This window comes from Methylobacterium durans (assembly GCF_003173715.1).
GTDB lineage: Bacteria > Pseudomonadota > Alphaproteobacteria > Rhizobiales > Beijerinckiaceae > Methylobacterium > Methylobacterium durans.
The window spans coordinates 2,219,224-2,239,803 of record NZ_CP029550.1 but is presented as its reverse complement, the minus strand read 5'-3'; the positions used below and the strand labels follow the sequence as shown (position 1 = coordinate 2,239,803).

The window sequence follows — 20,580 nt, the reverse complement described above, 5'->3', positions numbered from 1 at the left end:
AACTGGGCACCCCTCGACCTCGCGCCGGCCCAGGCAGACGACCCGGTTTGTACCTGCTCACCGACATCGCCCTCTCCAACTGGTACCTCATCCGGCGCGAGCAGATCCGGATCCGGGGCGCATCGGCGCTCGTCGGACCGACCGGGGCGGGCAAGTCGACGATCTTCGACGCGGTGGGCACGGTGCTCGCCGGCAACAACGCGAGCCGGCTCGCGCTCAACGCCTCCGCCTCCGGGCGCAGCGCCCGCACCGTGCGCGACTACTGCCTCGGCTGGATCAGCGACCCCGCCGAGGGCGGTCGCCCGACCCGCGAGGCCTGCGAGACGGTCCTCTGCCTGACGTTCGAGAACGAGGTAACGGGGCGCATCGTCTCTGTCGGCCTCGCGCTCGCGGCGCGGGCCGAGGAGCAGAAGGAGGAGGTGCTCTCCCGCTTCGTCTGCGTCGGTCACCGCTTCGAGATCGAGGATTATGCCCGCACGACGCCCGAGGGGAGCTTCACCGCGCCCTGGGGCGAAATCGCCGCGGATCTCAGGGCCCGCGCCGAGCGCTTCGAAGAATTCCGCACCTCGGGGGAGCGCTTCACCTCGGAACTCCTCGCGACGTTGCGCGAGGGCGCGCCGGTGCCCGACCCGCGCCACTTCCTGCGCACCTTCTCGAACGCCGTTGCCTTCAAGCCGATCTTCGATTCGAGCGGCTTCGTGCGCTCCTTCGTGCTCGACCCCGAACCCCTCGACGTCGGCCGCATCCGGCAATCCGTCGAGAACTGGCGCCGGCTCCTCGACACGATCCGCGAATTGGAGGCGAAGCTCCAGCGTCTCGCCCGGCTGGTGGCCCGCTACGAAGCCTGGGGCGACGCGGTGCTCGCCGCCGCGACCCACGAGGCGCGGGCGAGCGTCGCCGACCTGCGGCGGCGCAGCCTCGACCTCGTCGCGATCCGCCTGCGGCTGCGGGACGGAGCCGACGCCCTGCGCATCGCGCGAGAGAGCGTGCGCTCCAGCCACGGGTTCGTGCGCGAGATCGACGGCGAGATCGCCGAGCGCAAGGCAATGATCGCGGGCAGCGGTGCGCAGGGTCACCTCGCCGCCGCCAATGCCGGGCTCGCCATGCTGGAGCGGGACCGGCGGGACCTCGCCACCCGCGTCGCCGATCTCGTCGGCCTCGTCCAGCAGATGGGCAAACTGATGCCGGTCGCGGGCGCCCTCCGGCCGATCGCACCCCAGGCCGCGCGCCTCGCCGAGACCTGCGCCCGCTCCGGATTGCGCAAGGAGGCGCCTCTCGACGAGATGCTGCGCTCGGACGGTCCGCTGGCGGGCCTTCTCGACGGGCTCGCCCGCCTCGACCCGTTCGACGAGGCCCTCGACCGGGCAGCGGAGGACGCGGCGCTCCAGGCGCGGTCGCAGGAAGCGGAGGCCGAGCGGACGGCGCCGCCCCTCGTGAGCGGCGCGCAGGTCGCGCGGCTCTCCTCCGACACGGTTTCGTTCCGGGCCGAACTCGCCCGCCTCGGCATCGACGCGGTGCCGGTCTGCGAACTCGCCGAGATCGTCGATCCGGTCTGGGGGCCGGCGCTCGAAGCGCTCCTCGGCCGTGCCCGCGAGGCTCTGGTCGTCGCGCCCGAGCGCCTGGAGGACGCCCTCGGCGTGCTGCAGGGCAAGCGCAACCTCTATCACCGCTGCATCCTCGTGAAGACGACGGACACCGCCCGCCAGCGGGCTCGGCGCTTCGACGAAGGCGCGCTCTCGGTGATCGAAACCTCGGATCCGCACGCCGAAGCCTTCCTCGCCGTGCGGCTCGGCGGCTACGATCTCGCCGCGAGCGACGCCGACCTGCGTCACATGAGCCGGGCGGTGGCCCCGAGCGGGCGCACCACCGCCGGCATGGCCTACTCGGTGACCCGCTCGGTCGATCTCCTGATGACGCGCGGCGAGCGCGGGCCGACGCCGGAGAGCCGGCGTCGGCACGAGGCCGCGGTCACGGAGGCGCGGCGCCTGCGCCAGGAGGCCGTGGTGCTGCGCGAGGCCGCCCGCACGGCGGCCGCGATCCGGGCACGGATCGCCCGCGGCGGCCTCGACGTCGATGCCCTGCGCGAGGAGGCGGACGGCCTGGAGGGCCGCCGCCGCACGCTGTCCACCGAGCGCGAGGCGATCGAGAAGCGCGACACCGACGGGCTCGCCGCCGAGATCAAGGACCTCACCGCCGAGCGCACCGCCTACCTGCGGGAACTCGCCGAGGTGCTGGAGCCGAAGCTCGATGCCCTCCTGAGCGAGGAAGCGCAGCTCAAGGCTCGCCTCGCCTCATCCCGCGAGGCGGCCCGCGCCGCGCTCGCCGCCCGCCGCGGCGCGATGCACCGCCTGCGCGGCGGGGACGCGCAGCGCATTCGGCTGGCCCGCTCGCAATCCCTCGATCCGGCCGAGGTGGCGGGCGTGCGGGGCGAATTGCGCGGGCTGGACCCGAAGGCCGTGACGACGCTGGCCAACGCCGAGCGGGCGCTGGCCAAGGAGGCCGCGGAATCCGCCCGCTCGTACGGGCGGGCGGCGGAGCGCGACCTCGCCGAGTATTGCGCGCAGTGGCGCATCGAGAACCCGCTCGGACGCAGCGATCTCGCGGGGCGCGGCGAGGCTCCGGCGACCTTCGGCTACGACTGGGCCCGGCGCGAGCACGACGACGTCGCGGGGCACGAACTGCGCCGCTACCGCGCCCAGGCCGAGCGGGCCGAGGGCGAGATGCGCCGCTTGATGACCGAGGATCTGCTGACGCGGCTCGCCGACAAGTTCGAGCGGGTCCATTCCCGCCTCGACGCCCTGAACGAGCGCCTGTCCTCGCAGACCTTCACGGGCCAGACCTACGCCTTCGAGGCCACCGTCGACCGCCGCTACGCCGCCGTTCACGCGCTGGCCACCGAGGTCGCCCGCTCGCCGGACGCGGCGCAGGCCCTGCTGCCGGCCTCCGGCGAGGGCCCGATGGCGGCAGCCCTCGAGGAGATCTCCGAGCTGATCGCGGGCTCGGAGGATGCCGCGCGGCTTGCCGATTACCGCAATTACTTCGTCTACGAGATCGGCATGCGCGACCGGGCGGGCAATCGCACCACCATGTCGAGCCGGGCGCTGCGGGGCTCCGGCGGCGAGGCGCAGGCGCCGTTCTACGTGGCGATCGCCGCCTCGCTCGCCAGCGCCTACTATCCCGGCGACCGGCCGGGCGACGAGAATCCGGGCCTCGGCCTCTGCCTCCTCGACGAGGCCTTCTCAAAGCTCGACGTGCGCAATTCGCAGGGGCTCGTCGATCTCTATCGCGCCTGGGGTCTGCAACTCCTGATCGCCGCCCCCGAGGACAAGCGCACGACGCTGACCGAGGTGATGGACACCATCGTCACCGTCTACAAGAGCCCGGACCTGCGCTCGGTCCGGATCGAGTCCGAGCACCCGCTGGAGGCGGCCAAGCGCGCGCTGGCGGCGATCAATCCGGAGCGCCGGGGCATCGAAGGATTCGACGCGGGCTCGCGAGAGCGCGACGCGGCGGAGTGAGGCGGCGAGCGAGATTCCCGTTCAGCCAACGCTGTCCCGGGAGCGCCGTTGATGCCCGGGCGCGATCGGAGCCCCCAGGGGGATCGGCACGGAACGTGCCTGACGGAGAAAGGGGGGCACCGCCGGCTCAAGCGATCGGGGGAAAGTTCGACCGGCGGTGCCAGCCAGATGAGAGGGGGGTTGGCTCATCCGACCAAGCTCCGGCCTAAGGCTCACGCGTGGAAGTGGCATTCACATACGTGAAGGCCCGGCCGAGATTCCGCTGCAGGATCGCGGGCGCTCAGTGAAGGAGCGGGTGCGGACGGGGGCGCTGACCGAGCACGGAGGCGAAGGAGAGGTGGAGGATCAGGCGGTGCTCGCAATCCATGATCGCGAAGGCGCTGCGGGCCCAGGTTCCGGGCGCGTCCGTCTCGGCGATCAGCCGCCGCACGAGGCCCGTGGCGTGGGCGTGCACGTGCGCGGGATCGGTGATCTCCACGCCCTCCTCGTCGCGGGTGAAGGTCCGGCCGGTCTGGAAGTGGAAGAAGTAGCGCGCCATGACGATCTTCCTTCCGATCATCGGCAGGTCGTTCCGTTGCTAACGACGCGGCGGCGCAGCAACATTCACCTGAGATAATCAGATTTCATCGTCAGAGCGAAGGGGCTCTCTTCTCTCCGCTCAAGCTTCATCCATGTGAATGCGTCCGCCGCGGATCGGCTGGACAGAGGGTAGGTCGGATCCGTTTCCTCATCCGACAGGCTCCGCCGGCAACAACCTGCCCACACCCGGCCGGCGGAGCCGCTCCGGCGATCGGCCGGAGCGGGCGCATCCCGTCAGTTCAGGTAGGTGCGGATCCAGTTCGGCGAGAGGATCTCGCCCTCCTCGGTGATGATCCAGGGCTGCTTGGCGGGATCGGTGAGGGCGCCAGCCGCCGCCGCGATCGCCTCGCGCAGGGTGTCGAAACGCTCGGGCTGCGCCAGCGGGGAGCTCGCCGGCACGGAGCGCCAGATGGTGAGATCGGCGGGTCGTTCGAGAGCCTCGGTTTCCATCGTACCTGTTCCCTTTGAACTCTGTCGTCCGCGTCCGGGCGTCTGACCGGCCATCCCGGCGGGTCAGCCAGAGCGGTTGCATTCGTGCCCGCGAATGGGAGCATCCGTGGGGCGGCATTGCGATCATTCCGGCCGCAATTGGCGGCCGGGAGGCAAGTGCGTAATTCTCACGGCGCTCGCATCATGATTTTGACATGATCCGTACCGCGTCCGCCCGGAAATGCTCTTCATTCAGCGCATGAAGATTGTGGTCCCGAGGGATGACCATTTCGTTAGCTCGGCCGCTGCGATGTAACGGTGCGCTGTCACACGCCGGTCTCCTCGTCCCCCGTCTGTTGAACCTCCCAGGCTGAACGCCCAGTTAAGGACCGCCTTGGCGGTTGCCTGCCGCTGCCGCGGGGTGCTCTAAGCGGGGCGCCCGCGGGTGCGCGGGTGTTGCCTCGTGACCACAACCGGGCCTGCTGCGGGAGTCTTGCCGTGCCGGATCGCTTCGCGCGCATCGCGTTGGCCGCGGTCATCGTCCTGCTCGCGCTCTTCGTCGCGCAGCCCTACCTCACCGCGCTCCTGTTCTCCGCCGAAACCCCGCGGGCGGTGACGGCGCGGGGCGACCTCGCGCCGGCCGAGGCGACCACCGTCGCCCTGTTCGAGCGGGCGAGTCCCTCCGTCGTCCATGTCTTCGCGCAGGCCGCGACGCAGGGCAGCGCCCTGATGAGCCTCGACGATCCGGACGAGCAGGAGCAGGGCCAGAGCGGCACGCAGACGGGCACGGGCTTCGTCTGGGATGCGGCCGGCCACATCGTCACCAACAACCACGTCGTCCAGGGCGCGACCCAGTCGGGCGGCTCGGTCTCGGTGCGTCTGTCCTCCGGCGAGGTGGTGCCGGCCCGCCTCGTCGGCACCGCCCCGTCCTACGACCTCGCCGTGCTCCAACTCGGCCGGGTCGCCAAGACCCCGCCGCCGCTCGCCATCGGCACCTCGGCGGACCTCAAGGTCGGGCAGGCGGCCTACGCGATCGGCAACCCGTTCGGCCTCGACCACACCCTCACCACCGGCGTGATCAGCGCCCTGCAGCGCCGCCTGCCGACGGGGGAGGGGCGGGAACTCTCCGGCGTGATCCAGACGGATGCGGCGATCAATCCCGGCAATTCGGGCGGCCCGCTCCTCGATTCCGCCGGCCGGCTGATCGGCGTCAACACGGCGATCTTCTCGCCCTCGGGCGCGAGTGCCGGCATCGGCTTCGCGGTGCCGGTCGACGTGGTGAACCGGGTGGTGCCGGACCTCATCCGCAATGGCCGCGTGCGCAATCCCGGCATCGGCATCATCGCCGGACAGGAGGCGACGGCCTCGCGCCTCGGCATCGACGGCGTCGTGGTTCTGCGGGTGCTGCGCGGTTCGCCGGCCGCCAATGCGGGCCTGCGCGGCGTCGACCTGCAGACGGGCGAGATCGGCGACGTCATCGTCGGCGTCGGCGACAAGCCGGTGCACCGGCTCGCGGATCTGACCGCGGCGATCGAGGCCGCGGGCCTCGGCCAGAGCGTCGACCTCGTGATCGAGCGGGGCGGCCGCACCCGCACGGTCCGCGTCACCACGACGGACGTGGCGGAGAACCGGCTGTGAGATCGCTCCGCCTCGGCCTCGCGCTCGCCCTGATGGTGAACCCCGCCCTCGCCGGCGACCGCTCGGCACGCCCGCGCCTCTGCCCGGAGGACGCGCCCGAGGGCGTTCGCCTTCCGAACCGGCCGGGCTGCGGGCGCGAGCCGGTCCGGGTGCCCGCCCGCAGCGACGGCTTCGTCGATCTCGGCAACGGAGTCGAGGTCCGGATCGGCGGTCGCGCGAGCGCCGATTTCGGCGTGCGGCGTTAGACCATGGCGCTGGCCCTCGGCGTTCTCGCCTGTCTCGCCCTGTGGTGGTTCTCCCGCCGCAACGGCCGCTTCGACGCCAGCCGGTTCTGGCCGCTGCTGCGCCGCGTCGGCGGCTGGGGGGCGCTGGCGCTGGCCTTCCTGCTCGGCCTGCGCGGACGGGCGGATCTCGCCCTCGTCCTCGGCCTCGCGGGCGTCTGGTTCCTCGACGGTGGCCGGGCCGCGGGGCAGCGCTTCGGCGATACTTGGCGCCGCCTCACCGGCCGCGCGCGGAACGCGCCGCTGATCGCGTTCACGTTCCTGCCGGACGGAAGCCCCGGCGACGGCCGGGTCCTGGCGGGCCCGCTCGCCGGCCGGAACCTGAGCGAGCTGCCGCCGCCTGCCCTGCGCGACCTCCTGCGAGCCTGCCGGAGGCAGGATCCCGCGGGTGCGACGGGCCTAGAGATGTATCTCGACCGCCGGCTTCCCGGCTGGCGTGTAGACGCTGAGGGAGACCGCGACGCGCGGACGGGCCGCCCGGCGCAACCAGGGGCGATGACGGAGGAGGAGGCTCACGAGATCCTGGGGCTTGAGCGCGGGGCGTCCCCAGAACAGATCCGCGCGGCTCACCGCACGCTGATGAAGCGGATCCATCCGGACCAGGGCGGAACCGCCGGGCTTGCGGCCCGCGTCAACGCGGCCCGGGACAGGCTTTTGAACCGACATCGCTGATACTCCACGCGCGTTGCCAGACATGAGCTATCGAGTCCCGCCGGGCCGGCGGGATCGGCGCGAACGGCGCCTCTCGAGATCCTGAATGCGGCGCCCGGTCAGGCGCGCGGCGCGACCCTCAGCTCCGGGTCGCGAAACAGTTGAAGCCGCTGCGCTTCAGCGCCTTGCAGGCGTCCTGCGCCGAATCCTGCTCGGAGAAGCCCGAGAAGCGGGCCCGGAAGAGGGTCGCGCCGCCGTGCTCCACCTTCACCGTGTAGGGCGCGGCCTTGGAGAGAGCCCCGCCGCCTCGGGCGCGGGCATCCGCCAGCATCGACTTCGCCTTGTCCTCGTCGTCCATCGCACCGAGCTGGATCACCCAGGCCGTCGGCACGACCCGCGGGCCGGACAGGGATTTCGGAGCCTCGGCGCGGGCCGGGCCGTCGACGGAGGCGAGGCGCGCCTCGGATTTGACCGACCCGGGGAACGGCGCCTGGCTCGCGCTCGCCGCGTAGGCCTGCGCGGCCTTGGGCAGGGCGGGGGCCGTCCGCGCGCCGAGGCCGGCGCTGCCGGGTGTCGTGGTGGCGCGACTCGGGGAGATGTCGAGGGGCTGGTTGCGGTCCGTCGAGGCGGTGGTGTCGACCTCGTCGTCGTCGGCGGAGGCGACCTGCGTGCGGGTGCGGGAGATCGCGTCGGCAACCACCGCGGGCCGGGTCCGCTCGGCGACCTCGACGACCGAGCCGGTCTGGCGCGCGCCCGCATAGGCACGGGGGAGGTTCGAGCGCACGAGATCAGCCATGATCCGGTCGCGGCTCGCGCCCGACTTGCCCCCGAGCACGATCGCGACGATCTGGCGGTCGTCGGACTTCGCCGCCGTCATCAGGTTGAAGCCCGAATCACGCGTGTAGCCCGTCTTGATGCCGTCGACGCCCTGCACAGCCCCGAGCAGGCGGTTGTGGTTGCCGATGACCCGGCCGCGGAAGGCGAAGGAGCGGGTCTGGAAATAGCGGTAGTAGCGCGGGAAGCGGTCCTGGATCGCCCGGGCGAGGATCGTCAGGTCGCGCGCGGTGGTGATCTGGTCGGCGTCCGGCAGGCCCGAGGCGTTGGCGTAGCGGGTCCGGCTCATCCCGAGGGCCCGCGCCTTCTCGGTCATCATCTGGGCGAACCGCTCCTCGGAGCCCGCGATGTTCTCGCCGATGGCGCAGGCCACGTCGTTGGCCGATTTCGTCACGATCGCCTTGATGGCGTCCTCGACCTCGATGGTCGAGCCGGGCCGCAGGCCGAGCTTCGAGGGCGCCTGCGCCGCGGCGCGGGCCGAGATCGTCAGCTCCGAATCGAGGGCGAAGCGGCCGCGCTCCATCTGCTCGAAGAGCATGTAGAGGGTCATCACCTTGGTGATCGAGGCCGGGTGGCGCAGCGAATCCTCGTTGACCGCGTGCAGAGTCTTGCCCGTCTTCACGTCGACGACCATCGCGGCGTAGGGCGGGTTGTAGCCGCCGCCGGCCCGGGCGTGGTGGCGGCGGCGCGCCTCGGCGGGGGAGGCGAGGGCGGTGAGGATCGCAGCCGCCGCGAGGGCGGCCGGAAGGGCGCGGGATGTCCGGGAGCGGCTTGGAACGCTACGCATCACGACTGACTGCCCCTGCCCGTCCGACCCTGCCGGACGCATCGCACCATCTCGGCGAGCCCGTGCCGCGGCACCGTGGCCTCGCTGCTTCAGTCGAAAACCGTAAGTCGGCGCGGTTACGGCGCGGTTAATGGGCTTCGGTCATTTCGAGACTGATTTCGCAATGCAACATGAGCTTGACGAATTATGTTGCAGTGCACATATTCGGCTTGCCGGCAGGCTCGCTCTCGCAAGTCCGTTCCGGCGCTTTTGCAACTCGCAGCAGAGGGGTGCCCCGCCGGGGTGCCGGACAGACACGATGACGACGAAGACCCTCGAGAAGACCGAAGCGACCGTCGCGAAGGCCGAGGCCGCGATGAAGACCGGCGTGGAATCGCTGCTCGCCGGCATCAGCGCCGCCTCGAAGACCGCCCAGACCATCGGCATCGAGTGGGCCGGCTTCGCGAAGGAATCCTATGAGCATTCCGCGGCCACCGCCGAGAAGCTCTCCAAGGCCGGCACCTTCGCCAAGGCGCTGGAGATCCAGACCGAATACCTGAAGGGTTCCTTCGAGCGCGGGCTCGCCCAGGCCGCGTCGCTGCGTGACCTCCACGTGGCGCTGGCCAAGGATCTGGCGAAGCCCTTCGAGAGCTTCGGCTTGCCGAAGGCCGCTTGAGGCGGGCATCGCCGCGGACGGGCCGGCTTCCGCGCCGGCCCTTCTCTTCCGGTGCGGGGCATGCCCCGCGCCCGTCGATCCACGGAGCGCCGGCCCCGCCGCGGGAGAGACACGGACAAGTGCGCGCAGCCGTCTGGCGAAGTCGCGCCCCGGCCTATAGATTGCCGTCGAAGCGAGCGCGCCTCGCCGGCGCGCCCCGCGAGCGTGATGTTGCCGCCAGATGGGGTCGGTGCGATTCAGATGTCTCAGGGCCCGATGATGCGGGGCACCGCATTCTCGCCCGCCGCATCGCGGCCGGGCAGCGAGAGAACCGTGACGGTGGCGGCCTCGAACCCCCGCGGGCCGGGCGGCGACGACCGCGCGAACACGGCCATCATCACCCGCACCAAGCCGCGGACGAAGCGGCCGAACCTCTACCGGGTCCTGCTCCTCAACGACGACTACACGCCGATGGAATTCGTCGTCCACGTCGTGGAACGGTTCTTCAACAAGAGCCACGAGGACGCTTACCAGATCATGATGCACGTGCATCACAACGGCGTCGGCGAGTGCGGCGTGTTCACCTACGAGGTCGCGGAGACCAAGGTGACGCAGGTCATGGACTTTGCCCGCAAACACCAACATCCTCTCCAGTGCGTTATGGAAAAGAAGTAGGCCCCCAACAGAGGCACGAGCTTTGCCCAGCTTCTCACGCAGCCTAGAACAAGCCCTCCACCGCGCCCTGGCGCTCGCCGGCGAGCGCCGGCACGAATACGCGACGCTGGAGCACCTGCTCCTCGCCCTCGTCGACGATCAGGACGCGGCCGCCGTGATGCGGGCCTGCAACGTCGAGATCGACGCCCTGAAGCGCAGCCTCGTCGAGTACGTCGACACCGAACTCTCCAACCTCACCGGCGACGGGCGCCAGGACGCCAAGCCCACGGCCGGCTTCCAGCGCGTGATCCAGCGGGCGGTGATCCACGTCCAGTCGTCCGGCCGCGAGGAGGTGACGGGGGCGAACGTGCTCGTGGCGATCTTCGCCGAGCGCGAGAGCCACGCCGCCTACTTCCTGCAGGAGCAGGACATGACCCGCTATGACGCGGTCAACTACATCAGCCACGGCATCGCCAAGCGGCCGGGCGCCTCGGAAGCCAAGCCCGTGCGCGGCGCCGACGAGGAGGGCTCGTCCGAGCGTCCGAGCGGCGACGAGGGCGAGGGACGGAGCAAGAAGAAGGGCGACGCCCTCGACGCCTACTGCGTCAACCTCAACAAGAAGGCGCGCGACGGCAAGATCGACCCGCTGATCGGCCGCGAGGCCGAGGTGCAGCGCACGATCCAGGTGCTGTGCCGCCGCCAGAAGAACAACCCGCTCCTCGTCGGCGACCCCGGCGTCGGCAAGACCGCTATCGCGGAAGGGCTCGCCCGCAAGATCATCCAGCACGAGGTGCCGGAGGTTCTGGCGGACGCAACCGTCTTCTCCCTCGACATGGGCACGCTCCTCGCCGGCACCCGCTACCGCGGCGACTTCGAGGAGCGCCTCAAGCAGGTAATGAAGGAGATCGAGGCGCATCCGAACGCGATCATGTTCATCGACGAGATCCACACCGTGATCGGTGCGGGCGCCACCTCGGGCGGCGCGATGGACGCCTCGAACCTTCTCAAGCCGGCGCTGGCCTCCGGCACGCTGCGCTGCATCGGCTCGACCACCTACAAGGAGTACCGCCAGTACTTCGAGAAGGACCGGGCCCTGGTGCGCCGCTTCCAGAAGATCGACGTCAACGAGCCCTCGATCCCGGACGCGATCGAGATCGTGAAGGGCCTGCGGCCGTATTTCGAGGAATTCCACAAGCTCAAGTACACGACCGACGCCGTGAAGGCGGCCGTCGAGCTGTCCGCGCGCTACATCAACGACCGCAAGCTGCCCGACAAGGCGATCGACGTGATCGACGAGACCGGCGCCTCGCAGATGCTGGTGCCGGAGGCGCGTCGCAAGCGCACCATCGGCGTCAAGGAGATCGAGGCGACCATCGCCACGATGGCCCGCATCCCGCCGAAGACCGTCTCGAAGGACGACGCGGTGGTTCTCCAGAATCTCACCGAGAACCTGAAGCGGGTGGTCTACGGCCAGTCGAATGCCATCGAGGCCCTGACCTCGGCGATCAAGCTCGCCCGCGCAGGGCTTCGCGACCCCGACAAGCCGATCGGCTCCTACCTGTTCGCGGGCCCGACCGGCGTCGGCAAGACCGAGGCCGCCAAGCAGCTCGCCGCCTCGCTCGGCGTCGAGATGCTGCGCTTCGACATGTCGGAGTACATGGAGCGCCATACGGTGAGCCGCCTGATCGGCGCGCCCCCCGGCTACGTGGGCTTCGACCAGGGGGGCCTGCTCACCGACGGGATCGACCAGCACCCGCATTGCGTGCTGCTCCTCGACGAGATCGAGAAGGCGCACCCGGACCTGTTCAACATCCTCCTGCAGGTGATGGACCACGGGAAGCTGACCGACCACAACGGCAAGCAGGTGGATTTCCGCAACGTCATCATCATCATGACGTCGAATGCGGGCGCCTCCGACCTCGCCAAGGCCGCCTACGGCTTCACGCAGAGCAAGCGCACCGGCGATGACGTCGAGGCGATCAACCGGCTGTTCGCGCCGGAATTCCGCAACCGCCTCGATGCGATCATCTCGTTCGGCCATCTGCCGAAGGAGGTCGTCGCCAAGGTCGTCGACAAGTTCGTCCTCCAGCTCGAGGCGCAGCTCGCCGACCGCAACGTCACGATCGAGCTCTCGGACGAGGCCCGCGACTGGCTGGTCGAGCACGGCTACGACGACGCGATGGGCGCGCGCCCGATGGCACGGCTCATCCAGTCGACCATCAAGACGCCCCTTGCCGACGAGGTGCTGTTCGGGCGCCTCAAGGACGGCGGCGCGGTGCGGGTCGTCGTGACGAAACCGGAGGACGTGGAGGCGAAGGCCGGCGCCAAGGACAGCCTCGGCTTCGAATTTCCGGCCGGGCCCGTGACGCCGAAACCCGAGAAGGACGTGACCAACGCGGCCAAGAAGCACAAGCGCTCGAAGCCCCGCGCCACGACCCGCAAGAAGGCGGAGAAGGACAAGGGCGGCGGATCCAGCGGCTCGGGCGGGGTGCGCACCGTGCCGAAGGTCCCGCTCGTCCGCGCCTGAGGAGCAGCCGGACCCCGCGGTCACATCCGCGACGGCGGGGTCCGGCTGAGGCTTTCGGGTCCTTTCCCGCGCCCGCGACACGGGCTAAGAGCCACACGCGATACGCCCGATGACCGGGCGATCCCCCGCTCGGACAGGTGGGGGTTTGGCAAACGGCTCTGAAGGCGCGCCGCCGCGGCCCGCGCGAGACGAGGGGGGCATCATGACCAGCGAGCTGCATGAGGGCCCCCTCACGCCCGTCGCCCGCTCCGTACCCCCGCCGCCCCAGAAGCTGACGCGCCGCGAGGAGCGCCGCCGCCGCCGCAGGCGCCGCCGCCGGGGCGAGGAGCTTCTCGCCTGGGTTCTGGTGCCGATCATCTGCATCGGGATCTACTGGGGCATCACCGCCGGCTTCGACCTCCTCGGCACCTCGCCGGGCCAGGTCTGGGACCAGCTCATGCAGGTCAAGGCGATGATGGAGAAGCGGGCCTAGCGTGGAGCCACAGCTTCACGCCCGCTTCAGCGCGTGCACCGAGAACAGGCGCTCGGGGTCGGTCCAGACGGTGCCCAGCGTCCAGCCCGCCGAGGCCGCGAGGCTGCGGAACCCGTCCACCGTGTACTTGTAGCTGTTCTCTGTGTGGATCGTCTCGCCGTCCGCGAAGCGGAACGGGCGGCCGGCGACCTCGACCGTCTGCGCCCGCGCGCTGACGAGATGCATCTCGATGCGCGATTCCCGCTCGTTGAACAGGGCTCGATGCGTGAAGCTGCCGACCGGGAAATCGCCACCGAGTTCGCGGTTGATGCGCGTGAGCAGGTTGCGGTTGAAGGCCCCCGTCACACCGGCCGCATCGTCGTAGGCCGCCTCCAGCACTGCCCGGTCCTTCACGAGGTCGACGCCGACGATCAGGCCCGCGCCCGGGCCGAGCACGGCGCCGAACTGGGCGAGGAGGCGCCGCGCCTCGGCGGGCTCGAAGTTTCCGATGGTCGAGCCGGGGAAGAAGCCGGCAACGTCCGTGCTCTCGAGGCCGTCGGGCAGCGCGAAGGGCTTCGTGAAATCGGCCGCCACCGGCTCGATGCGCAGTGCCGGGAAGTCGGCCCGCAGGATCTCGGCCTCGCTTCGCAGGAACGTCTCGGAGACGTCGACGGGCACGTAGGCTCCGAGGTCGGGCAGGTGGCGCAGCAGGCGCCGGACCTTGGCCGTCGAGCCGCTGCCGAATTCGACGAGGGTCGCCGCGCGGGGCAGCAGGGCCGCGATCTCCGGGCCCGCCGCGTCGAGAATGCCGAGCTCGGTCCGGGTCGGGTAATATTCGGGCAGCCGGGTGATCGCCTCGAACAGCTCGGAGCCGGCCGCGTCGTAGAAATACTTGGCGGGCAGGGATTTTCGGGTCGCGCTCAGTCCCGAGACGACGTCGTCGAGGAAGGTCCGGTCGTCGGGCAGGCGGCTGATCGGCGTCGCGTCCGCGAAGACGGGCTTGATGGTCACGGGCTTTCTCCGGAACGCGAGGACGATGTCAGGCACCGGCCTGCGCGAGGCGCAGGCCGGTGAATTGCCAGCGCTGCTGGGGATAGAAGAAATTGCGGTAGGGCAGGCGGGCGTGGCCGGCGGGCGTCGCGACCGAGGAGCCGCGCAGCACGAACTGGTTCGACATGAACTTGCCGTTGTACTCGCCGAGCGCCCCGGGCAGAGGCCGGTAGCCCGGGTAGGCGCTGTAGGCGCTGCGCGTCCATTGCCAGACGAGGCCGAACGCGTCGGCGAGTCCTCCCTCGCGGGCGGCGACCTCCCACTCCGCCTCGGTCGGCAGGTCGCGGCCCGCCCAGCGGGCGTAGGCGTCGGCCTCGTAGTAGCTGATAAGAGTGACGGGCAGGTCGGGATCGACCGGCTTCAAGCCGGCCAGCGTCATGGTGAGCCACGCCGCGCCCTCGCGCCGCCAGTAGCCCGGCGCCTCCCACCCCTCCGTCTGGGCCGCGATCCATCCGTCGGAGAGCCAGAGTTCCGGCCTTGCGTAGCCCCCGTCCGCCATGAAGGAGAGCCATTCGGCGTTGGTCACGAGGGCGCGCTCGACCCGGCAGGGCAGGATCAGCACGTCGTGGCGCGGCGACTCGTTGTCGAAGGAGAAACCCTCGCCCGCGTGGCCGATCCGGTCGATGCCGCCCGGCAGGACGACGCCCCCCTCCGCGGGCTGCGGAGCGGGGAAGCGCCATGCGGCGTCGTAGGCCGGCGCGAGCGGGTTCTGCGCGAAGGCGTGCAGGATGTCGGTGAGGATCAGTTCCTGATGCTGCTGCTCGTGGTAGAGCCCGATCTCGAGGATCGGCAGCACCGCCTCGAGACCCTCCGGGGGAGCCTCGGCGAGGAGGGATTCCACCGCCTCGTCCACGTAGGCGCGGTAGGCGGCGGTCTCCGCGGCGGTCGGCCGGGTGATCAGGCCGCGGCTGATGCGCGGCTGCCTCGGGCCCGCGGCCACGTAGTAGGAATTGAACAGGTAGTGGAGCCGCTCGTCGAAGATGCGGTAGCCGGGCCTGTGGTCGCGCAGGAGGAACTGCTCGAAGAACCACGTCGTATGGGCCCGGTGCCACTTCGTGGGACTGGCATCGGCCATCGACTGGACCTGCTGGTCCTCCGGCGAGAGGGGCGCGGCCCGCCGCTCGGTCTCGGCGCGTACATGGCGGAAGGCGGCAATCCAGGCATCGCGGTCGATGGGGCGGGCCGTCACCGGCGGGGGCGGGAAGGCGGGCCTCAGCTCGCGAGGCGCGGGACCCGCCGCCAGGACGGCTGCCGAAGTCACTGCCATGCCGTTGTTTCCCTTCTGGCGGGCGGAAGAGAATTCCGTCCTCGAAACGCATGCGGTCTGAGGAGATATGTGCCGCCCCTCGTTCGGCAACGCTCGTCAACCTCGGCTGGTTCGTCGCAGCCAAGCCGGAGGGTGCGGGGGCGGACCGACCGGGCTCCCGACGCCGGCCCCAACCGCGGGGTTACGAACAGGCTCACGGAGACGGCAGCCTTTTTGCAGCCTCAGTGAGGTGGCCTTAACCCTCCGCCGCGGACACTCGGGCTGATTGCACGGTGCCGGGCGCGTTTCAGATGCGGATCGATCTCATGGCCGGGGCCACCCTCTCCGCGGCAGCGCTCCACCCGGCGCTGCAGCCCTTGATCCTCGTGTTCGATTCCGGGCTCGGCGGGCTGACGGTGCTGGAGCAGGTGCGGCGCGCCCGGCCCGACGCCCGCTACGTCTATGCCGCGGACGACGCGGCCTTCCCCTACGGCCGACTCGCGGAGGCGACGCTCGTCGCCCGCGTGCTCGCCGTGATGGAGCGGCTCCTCGAGCGGCACCGGCCGGATCTCGTGGTGATCGCCTGCAACACGGCCTCCACCCTGGTTCTGCCGGCGCTCCGCCAGCGCTTCCCGACGCCCTTCGTCGGCGTGGTGCCGCCGATCAAGCCGGCTGCGGAGACGACGCGTTCGCGCCTCGTCTCGCTGCTCGCCACTCCCGGCACGGTGGCGCGCGCCTACACCCACGATCTGATCCGGACCTACGCGGGTGCCTGCCGGGTCAGCCTCATCGGCTCGGCGAATCTCGCGAACTACGCCGAGGCCGAGCTCGCCGGCAGGCCGGTGGACGACGGGGCGCTCGCCGCCGAGATCGCACCCTGCTTCGTCACCGACGAAGCCGGGGCGCGCACCGACGTCGTCTGCCTCGCCTGCACCCATTACCCGCTGCTGCTCGCCCGGTTCGAGCGGCTCGCGCCCTGGCCGGTGACCTGGATCGACCCGGCGCCGGCCATCGCGCGGCGCGTGATCCAGCTCCTCGGCTCTGGCGCGGCCGGCGACGCGCCCGTGATCGGCGCCTTCACCGGCGGCGCCGGCCTCGGCCCGGCCCTGCGGGCGTCGCTCGCCCGCCGCGGCCTGCACGAGGTCGCCGTCGAGGCGATGCCCCTCACCCTCCAGTAGGGGCGCTCACCAGCGCATGTTCCGGAAGCGGCAGGTGCGGCCCATGTCCTGGTAGCCGGCCGGGCAGCGGCGGACGCAGGTCCCGGCGGCGTATTTGAGCGGCGGCCGACAGGCATTCCGGAAGCGCTTCTCCCCGAACAGGTAGGATTGCGCCGGGCCGGCCGCGGCCGGCTGCGGGGCGCCGACCGGCAGCACCGTGGCGAGGGCGAGGAGGGCGGCGCAGGCGAGGCGAAGCGACATCGGGTCGTTCCTTGAAGCTGGGCGGTCGACGGACCATCCATCACAACGCGCGTCGCGCAGGTTGGCTCGCCCGTGTCCTCGCCTGTGTCGTGGAACAGGCGCGCCGCACGGCCGGTTGGCCGTTGAACCCGCCGCCCGTCCTGAGGGCGCGGGATTGCAGGCCCGCCACGAACGAAGAACGAGGAAACCGATGAAGCTCCACGCTCCCCTGATCGCGCTCGCCCTCATCGCGGGCAGCGCGAGCCTCGCGCTCGCCCAGGGCGCCGGCAACGCGCCGAGCAGCGGCCACAGCAGCGGCGCCAGCACCAGTTCCGGCAACAATCCGGGTTCGGCGACCGACCCGAGCACGCCCTCGAAGGGCGCCCGCTGAGGGCTCGGCGCCCTCCGGCGGATTGACGGGTCCGCCCGTTTGAACTATGGACGCGCAGTTCGCGGGGCTCCGATGAGGGGCCCCGTGGCTTTTTCACACGCACCCGTGGGCGGCCTCAACCCCGCCCTGTCGTCCGCCTCCGGGCGGAAGAGGAGGGCGCGTTCCTCGTAAGTGACTGTTGAGAGGATACGCGATGTCGAAGCGCGTTCAGGCGAAGCACAAGCTCGATCGCCGCATGGGCCAGAACATCTGGGGCCGCCCGAAGAGCCCCGTGAACCGCCGCGAGTACGGCCCCGGCCAGCACGGCCAGCGCCGCAAGGGCAAGATGAGCGACTTCGGCACGCAGCTGCGCGCCAAGCAGAAGCTCAAGGGCTATTACGGCAACATCACCGAGAAGCAGTTCCGCCGCTATTACGCCGAGGCGATCCGCCTGCGCGGCGACTCGGGCGAGAACCTGATCGGCCTGCTGGAGCGCCGTCTCGACGCGGTCGTGTACCGCGCGAAGTTCGTCGCCACGCCCTTCGCTGCGCGCCAGTTCGTCAACCACGGCCACGTCAAGGTCAACGGCCGCCGCGTGAACATCCCGAGCTTCCTCGTGAAGCCCGGCGACGTGATCGAGGTGAAGGAGGCGTCCCGCCAGCTCGAGATCGTGGTCGTCGCGAGCCAGCTCGCCGAGCGCGACGTGCCGGACTACATCGAGGTCGACCACCAGAAGATGACCGCCCGCGTCACCCGCGTGCCGGGCCTCTCCGAGGTGCCCTACCCGGTGCAGATGGAGCCGAACCTCGTCATCGAGTTCTACTCCCGCTGAGCGTCCGCACGGGACCTGCGTTTCGAGAGGGCCGTCCCGCCGGGGCGGCCCTTTCTCTTTGGACGCGAACGAACGGGCCGCACGCGCTCAACCGGACGCGTTCTCCACCGAGGCGGCCGCCCGGATGGCCTCCAGGGTCAGGAGCGCCGGCTCGGGACCTCCTGTGACGCGGGCGCGGTCCGTTCCCGCCGCCAGCATCAGGGCGAGCGCGTCCCGCAGCGAGGTTCCGGCCGCGATCTCCGGGCCCGAGGCCGCGAACCCGGGGCGTGCGGCCTCGCCCGCCGTGAGGAGCGCGAGGCGGCGCAGGGCTCGATCCTGCCCGACGAAATCGGCGACGAACGGATCGGCCGGAGCGGCGAGCAGCCGCTCGGGCGCGTCGGCCTGGACAAGGCGCCCGTTCCGCATCAGCGCGACGAGATCGCCCATCCGCATCGCCTCGTCGATGTCGTGGGTCACGAGGATGACGGTCTTGGACAGCCGCATGAGGATCGCGCCGATCTCGGCCTGCAGGCGCGCGCGGGCCACGGGGTCGACGGCGCCGAAGGGCTCGTCCATCAGGAGCACGGGCGGGTCGGCGGCTAGGGCCCGCGCCACGCCGACCCGCTGGCGCTGGCCGCCCGAGAGGGACTCGGGCCGCCGGTCGCGGTAGAGGCCGGGATCGAGCCCGACGAGGTCGAGCATCGCGTCGACGCGCTCGGCGATCCGGGTCCGCGTCCAGCCGAGCAGTTCGGGCACGGTGGCGACGTTGCGCCCGACGCTGTAGTGGGGAAACAGGCCGACGCCTTGCAGCACGTAGCCGATGCGGCGGCGCAGCGCGATCGGATCCGCGGCCCGGATGTCGGCGCCGTCCACCGAGATCCGCCCGGTATCGGGCTCGACCAGCCGGTTGACCATGCGCAGCGTCGTCGATTTCCCGCAGCCCGAAGGGCCGATCAGGACGCAGGTCCGGCCCTCCGGCACGGTCAGGTCGAGGTCGTCGACGGCCGGGCCGGGGGCACCGGGAAAGCGCTTGCTGACGGCCTCGAACCGGATCACGGGCGCCTCGCTCCGGCGCGGGCCAAGTCCGGGTCAGCAGCCCCGGCAGATCGAGCCCATCGTGGTGCGCATCTTGTTGTCCCAGGCCCGGTTGCGCTCGGCGGCGGCCTTCTCGGCCTTCGCCATCTCGCTGCGCACGGAGGGGCTCAGGTTGCTGCCGCCGGTCGAGGCGGCCGGCGGCTTCGTCACCCCGGTCGCGGTCACGTTGCGGGTCGCCTGCGGCGCCGCGCCCTTGTCGGACGGCTGGGCCAGGGCCGGAAGGGCGAGGGCCGTGACGAGGGCGGCTGCCAGAAGACGGCGAATGGGCATCGATGCCTCCCGAAAGATCCGCCCGGCGCCGCGATCGTCGCGGATCGGCGGGGGCATTTCGCGTGCGTTAGCACGGGTGAGGGCGGGAATTATGGCGCGGGCGCGCGTCGTGCTGTGCGGGCCCGCACGGGTCGGGAGGTCGGCGTGAGGCGGATCGGATCGGACGAGGGACCGCCGCGCGACAGACGCGAGACGGTCGGCCGGGCGCTGCGCCGCCTCGCCCCCCGCATGCCCGCCTTCGAGCACGAGGCGACCCTCGACCGGGCCCTGGCGAGTCCGGGCCTGCGGGGGGCCGCGCCGGAGACCGCCGCGCGCCTCGCGCTCACCGCGTATGCCCGGCATGTCTTCACGGATTACGACGATCTCTTGGACGAGGGTTACGATCGCGACAGCGCCCGCCACTTCGTCCTCGACGATCTCAACGAGACCCTCCGCGCCTGGGGCGCGGCGCCGATCACCGAAGAGGCGGCGGAGGATGGGGAGAACCGGCCCTGAAGTCCCGCCCGGCGCGGCCGCGGCGGGTGCGGGCGGCCGACCTCGTGTATAGGACGGGCCGGCGCGAGCCGCGCCGGCAGCGGAAGAGACCCGGAGTCCATCGATGAAAATCAGCGCGCGCAACGTCCTCAAGGGCACCGTCGTCTCCGTCGAGAAGGGCGCCACCACCGCCCATGTGAAGATCGAGGTCGCGCCGGGCCAGGTCGTCACCGCGGCGATCACCAACGAGTCGGTCGACGCCCTCAAGCTCGCGAACGGTGCCCAGGCCTATGCCGTCGTGAAGGCCTCCGACGTGATGGTGGCGGTGGATTGAGCCGATGCGTCGCGCAGCAGCGATCGGCCTCGCCCTCCTCGCCGTCGCCGGTGATGCGCGGGCGCAGGAGGCCGGTTCGGCCGGGATCCCGCCGGCCTGCACGGCCTTCGACTGGTCGCTGATGCGCGAGCTCGCGTGGTTCTCCGCGTCGAGCCTCGCGGAACTCGCCTCGGGCGCCACCGTCGCACCCGACATGCCCGGCGCCGTCCTGAAGCTGCGCCCCGACGCCGAGGTGGCGTTCCCGGTGCCGCCCTCCAGGGCGCCGGCGCCCGGCACCTACGGCGGCATCCTGCGCTTTCCCGCGCTGACGATGCCGGGGCTCTATCAGGTCACCCTCTCGGAGGATGCCTGGATCGACGTGAGCCAGGACGGCCAGACCACGCGCCCGCCCACCGCCTTCACGGTGAGGCGCGACTGCCCGACGATCCGCAAGAGCGTGCGCTACCAGTTCGGCACGACGCCGATCCTCATCGAGGTCAGCGGCGCGAAGCGCGACACGATCAGGATCGCCATCGCGCCCGCGGAGTGACGGGCGCCCGCTCGTCCGTTG

22 protein-coding genes are annotated in these 20,580 nt (G+C 71.1%); 14 read left to right on the top strand and 8 right to left on the bottom strand.

The annotated features are described in order from the left end of the window. Positions 1–47: 47 nt before the first annotated feature. Positions 48–3,518 carry an SbcC/MukB-like Walker B domain-containing protein gene (locus DK389_RS10275; RefSeq protein ID WP_109889346.1) on the top strand — a complete coding sequence of 1,157 codons (3,471 nt, stop codon included), beginning with the start codon at positions 48–50 and terminating at the stop codon, positions 3,516–3,518. 280 nt (positions 3,519–3,798) lie between these two features. Here the strand turns inward: DK389_RS10275 and DK389_RS10270 are convergent, their stop codons facing one another. Both DK389_RS10270 and DK389_RS10265 read right to left on the bottom strand, forming a co-directional pair. Then, positions 3,799–4,056: a DUF6894 family protein gene (locus DK389_RS10270; protein ID WP_162560601.1), complete on the bottom strand. Its 258-nt coding sequence runs from the start codon at positions 4,054–4,056 to the stop codon at positions 3,799–3,801. 275 nt (positions 4,057–4,331) lie between these two features. Then, positions 4,332–4,547 (bottom strand): hypothetical protein, encoded by a 216-nt coding sequence (locus DK389_RS10265; RefSeq protein ID WP_109889342.1) that lies wholly within the window; start codon positions 4,545–4,547, stop codon positions 4,332–4,334. Positions 4,548–5,024: 477 nt separating this feature from the next. Here DK389_RS10265 and DK389_RS10260 point away from each other — a divergent pair, with 477 nt between their 5' ends. Genes DK389_RS10260 through DK389_RS10250 form a run of 3 tightly spaced genes read left to right on the top strand, consistent with a single transcriptional unit; the run spans position 5,025 to position 7,117 of the window. Next, a complete protein-coding gene (locus DK389_RS10260) occupies positions 5,025–6,164 on the top strand; it encodes a S1C family serine protease (protein ID WP_109889340.1) in 1,140 nt (379 codons plus the stop codon). Continuing rightward, a complete protein-coding gene (locus DK389_RS10255) occupies positions 6,161–6,409 on the top strand; it encodes a hypothetical protein (RefSeq protein ID WP_335645537.1) in 249 nt (82 codons plus the stop codon). Before DK389_RS10260 ends, DK389_RS10255 begins: the two co-directional genes overlap by 4 nt. Positions 6,410–6,412: 3 nt before the next feature. Further along, the gene (locus DK389_RS10250; RefSeq protein ID WP_109889338.1) at positions 6,413–7,117 is read left to right on the top strand and encodes a J domain-containing protein; all 705 of its coding nucleotides are present in this window, start codon (positions 6,413–6,415) and stop codon (positions 7,115–7,117) included. Positions 7,118–7,235: 118 nt separating this feature from the next. Here the strand turns inward: DK389_RS10250 and DK389_RS10245 are convergent, their stop codons facing one another. Further along, positions 7,236–8,717 carry a serine hydrolase gene (locus DK389_RS10245; protein WP_109889336.1) on the bottom strand — a complete coding sequence of 494 codons (1,482 nt, stop codon included), beginning with the start codon at positions 8,715–8,717 and terminating at the stop codon, positions 7,236–7,238. A 298-nt stretch (positions 8,718–9,015) separates the two neighbouring features. Here DK389_RS10245 and DK389_RS10240 point away from each other — a divergent pair, with 298 nt between their 5' ends. The 4 genes from DK389_RS10240 (at position 9,016) to DK389_RS10225 (ending at position 13,004) form a co-directional block, all read left to right on the top strand. Beyond that, entirely contained in the window at positions 9,016–9,372 is a 357-nt protein-coding gene (locus DK389_RS10240) for a phasin family protein (protein ID WP_162560600.1), read from the top strand. A 258-nt stretch (positions 9,373–9,630) separates the two neighbouring features. Next, positions 9,631–10,026 (top strand): ATP-dependent Clp protease adapter ClpS, encoded by a 396-nt coding sequence (clpS, locus tag DK389_RS10235; RefSeq protein WP_418292052.1) that lies wholly within the window; start codon positions 9,631–9,633, stop codon positions 10,024–10,026. A gap of 22 nt (positions 10,027–10,048) precedes the next feature. Continuing rightward, positions 10,049–12,532 carry an ATP-dependent Clp protease ATP-binding subunit ClpA gene (gene clpA, locus DK389_RS10230; RefSeq protein ID WP_109889332.1) on the top strand — a complete coding sequence of 828 codons (2,484 nt, stop codon included), beginning with the start codon at positions 10,049–10,051 and terminating at the stop codon, positions 12,530–12,532. Positions 12,533–12,734: 202 nt separating this feature from the next. Further along, the gene (locus tag DK389_RS10225) at positions 12,735–13,004 is read left to right on the top strand and encodes a hypothetical protein (RefSeq protein WP_109889331.1); all 270 of its coding nucleotides are present in this window, start codon (positions 12,735–12,737) and stop codon (positions 13,002–13,004) included. Positions 13,005–13,019: 15 nt separating this feature from the next. On the opposite strand, the gene egtD is transcribed toward DK389_RS10225, so the two are convergent. Both egtD and egtB read right to left on the bottom strand, forming a co-directional pair. Next, positions 13,020–13,994 carry an L-histidine N(alpha)-methyltransferase gene (gene egtD, locus DK389_RS10220; RefSeq protein WP_109889329.1) on the bottom strand — a complete coding sequence of 325 codons (975 nt, stop codon included), beginning with the start codon at positions 13,992–13,994 and terminating at the stop codon, positions 13,020–13,022. 28 nt (positions 13,995–14,022) lie between these two features. Beyond that, the gene (gene egtB, locus DK389_RS10215) at positions 14,023–15,300 is read right to left on the bottom strand and encodes an ergothioneine biosynthesis protein EgtB (protein WP_109889327.1); all 1,278 of its coding nucleotides are present in this window, start codon (positions 15,298–15,300) and stop codon (positions 14,023–14,025) included. Positions 15,301–15,590: 290 nt separating this feature from the next. On the opposite strand from egtB, the gene murI reads away from it, so the two are divergent. Beyond that, the gene (murI, locus tag DK389_RS10210) at positions 15,591–16,457 is read left to right on the top strand and encodes a glutamate racemase (protein WP_109896245.1); all 867 of its coding nucleotides are present in this window, start codon (positions 15,591–15,593) and stop codon (positions 16,455–16,457) included. Between the two features lie 6 nt (positions 16,458–16,463). Here the strand turns inward: murI and DK389_RS10205 are convergent, their stop codons facing one another. After that, complete coding sequence (locus DK389_RS10205; protein WP_109889325.1) at positions 16,464–16,697, bottom strand: hypothetical protein; 234 nt, start codon at positions 16,695–16,697, stop codon at positions 16,464–16,466. Positions 16,698–16,887: 190 nt separating this feature from the next. Between DK389_RS10205 and DK389_RS10200 the strand changes: the two genes are divergently transcribed. Both DK389_RS10200 and rpsD read left to right on the top strand, forming a co-directional pair. Further along, complete coding sequence (locus DK389_RS10200; protein ID WP_109889323.1) at positions 16,888–17,067, top strand: hypothetical protein; 180 nt, start codon at positions 16,888–16,890, stop codon at positions 17,065–17,067. Positions 17,068–17,260: 193 nt separating this feature from the next. After that, positions 17,261–17,878, top strand: a complete 618-nt coding sequence (gene rpsD / locus DK389_RS10195) for a 30S ribosomal protein S4 (RefSeq protein ID WP_109889321.1) — start codon at positions 17,261–17,263, stop codon at positions 17,876–17,878. 87 nt (positions 17,879–17,965) lie between these two features. On the opposite strand, the gene DK389_RS10190 is transcribed toward rpsD, so the two are convergent. Continuing rightward, positions 17,966–18,913, bottom strand: coding sequence for an ABC transporter ATP-binding protein (locus DK389_RS10190; protein WP_109889319.1), 948 nt, complete (start codon positions 18,911–18,913; stop codon positions 17,966–17,968). Between the two features lie 33 nt (positions 18,914–18,946). Next, positions 18,947–19,222 carry a hypothetical protein gene (locus DK389_RS10185; RefSeq protein ID WP_109896243.1) on the bottom strand — a complete coding sequence of 92 codons (276 nt, stop codon included), beginning with the start codon at positions 19,220–19,222 and terminating at the stop codon, positions 18,947–18,949. 144 nt (positions 19,223–19,366) lie between these two features. On the opposite strand from DK389_RS10185, the gene DK389_RS10180 reads away from it, so the two are divergent. From DK389_RS10180 to DK389_RS10170, 3 genes are all read left to right on the top strand, one after another. Further along, positions 19,367–19,717 (top strand): DUF2293 domain-containing protein, encoded by a 351-nt coding sequence (locus DK389_RS10180; protein ID WP_418292022.1) that lies wholly within the window; start codon positions 19,367–19,369, stop codon positions 19,715–19,717. A 103-nt stretch (positions 19,718–19,820) separates the two neighbouring features. Next, entirely contained in the window at positions 19,821–20,030 is a 210-nt protein-coding gene (locus tag DK389_RS10175; RefSeq protein WP_109889317.1) for a TOBE domain-containing protein, read from the top strand. A gap of 4 nt (positions 20,031–20,034) precedes the next feature. Then, positions 20,035–20,559, top strand: coding sequence for a hypothetical protein (locus tag DK389_RS10170; RefSeq protein WP_109889316.1), 525 nt, complete (start codon positions 20,035–20,037; stop codon positions 20,557–20,559). Positions 20,560–20,580: the final 21 nt, after the last annotated feature.

Bases quoted from the DNA above. Each gene is read 5' to 3' on its own strand.
- DK389_RS10270 (WP_162560601.1), bottom strand. From the start codon at position 4,056: ATGGCGCGCTACTTCTTCCACTTCCAGACCGGCCGGACCTTCACCCGC.
- DK389_RS10265 (WP_109889342.1), bottom strand. From the start codon at position 4,547: ATGGAAACCGAGGCTCTCGAACGACCCGCCGATCTCACCATCTGGCGC.
- DK389_RS10250 (WP_109889338.1), top strand. From the start codon at position 6,413: ATGGCGCTGGCCCTCGGCGTTCTCGCCTGTCTCGCCCTGTGGTGGTTC.
- DK389_RS10245 (WP_109889336.1), bottom strand. From the start codon at position 8,717: ATGCGTAGCGTTCCAAGCCGCTCCCGGACATCCCGCGCCCTTCCGGCC.
- DK389_RS10240 (WP_162560600.1), top strand. From the start codon at position 9,016: ATGACGACGAAGACCCTCGAGAAGACCGAAGCGACCGTCGCGAAGGCC.
- clpS (WP_418292052.1), top strand. From the start codon at position 9,631: ATGCGGGGCACCGCATTCTCGCCCGCCGCATCGCGGCCGGGCAGCGAG.
- DK389_RS10225 (WP_109889331.1), top strand. From the start codon at position 12,735: ATGACCAGCGAGCTGCATGAGGGCCCCCTCACGCCCGTCGCCCGCTCC.
- egtB (WP_109889327.1), bottom strand. From the start codon at position 15,300: ATGGCAGTGACTTCGGCAGCCGTCCTGGCGGCGGGTCCCGCGCCTCGC.
- murI (WP_109896245.1), top strand. From the start codon at position 15,591: ATGCGGATCGATCTCATGGCCGGGGCCACCCTCTCCGCGGCAGCGCTC.
- DK389_RS10205 (WP_109889325.1), bottom strand. From the start codon at position 16,697: ATGTCGCTTCGCCTCGCCTGCGCCGCCCTCCTCGCCCTCGCCACGGTG.
- DK389_RS10200 (WP_109889323.1), top strand. From the start codon at position 16,888: ATGAAGCTCCACGCTCCCCTGATCGCGCTCGCCCTCATCGCGGGCAGC.
- rpsD (WP_109889321.1), top strand. From the start codon at position 17,261: ATGTCGAAGCGCGTTCAGGCGAAGCACAAGCTCGATCGCCGCATGGGC.
- DK389_RS10185 (WP_109896243.1), bottom strand. From the start codon at position 19,222: ATGCCCATTCGCCGTCTTCTGGCAGCCGCCCTCGTCACGGCCCTCGCC.
- DK389_RS10175 (WP_109889317.1), top strand. From the start codon at position 19,821: ATGAAAATCAGCGCGCGCAACGTCCTCAAGGGCACCGTCGTCTCCGTC.
- DK389_RS10170 (WP_109889316.1), top strand. From the start codon at position 20,035: ATGCGTCGCGCAGCAGCGATCGGCCTCGCCCTCCTCGCCGTCGCCGGT.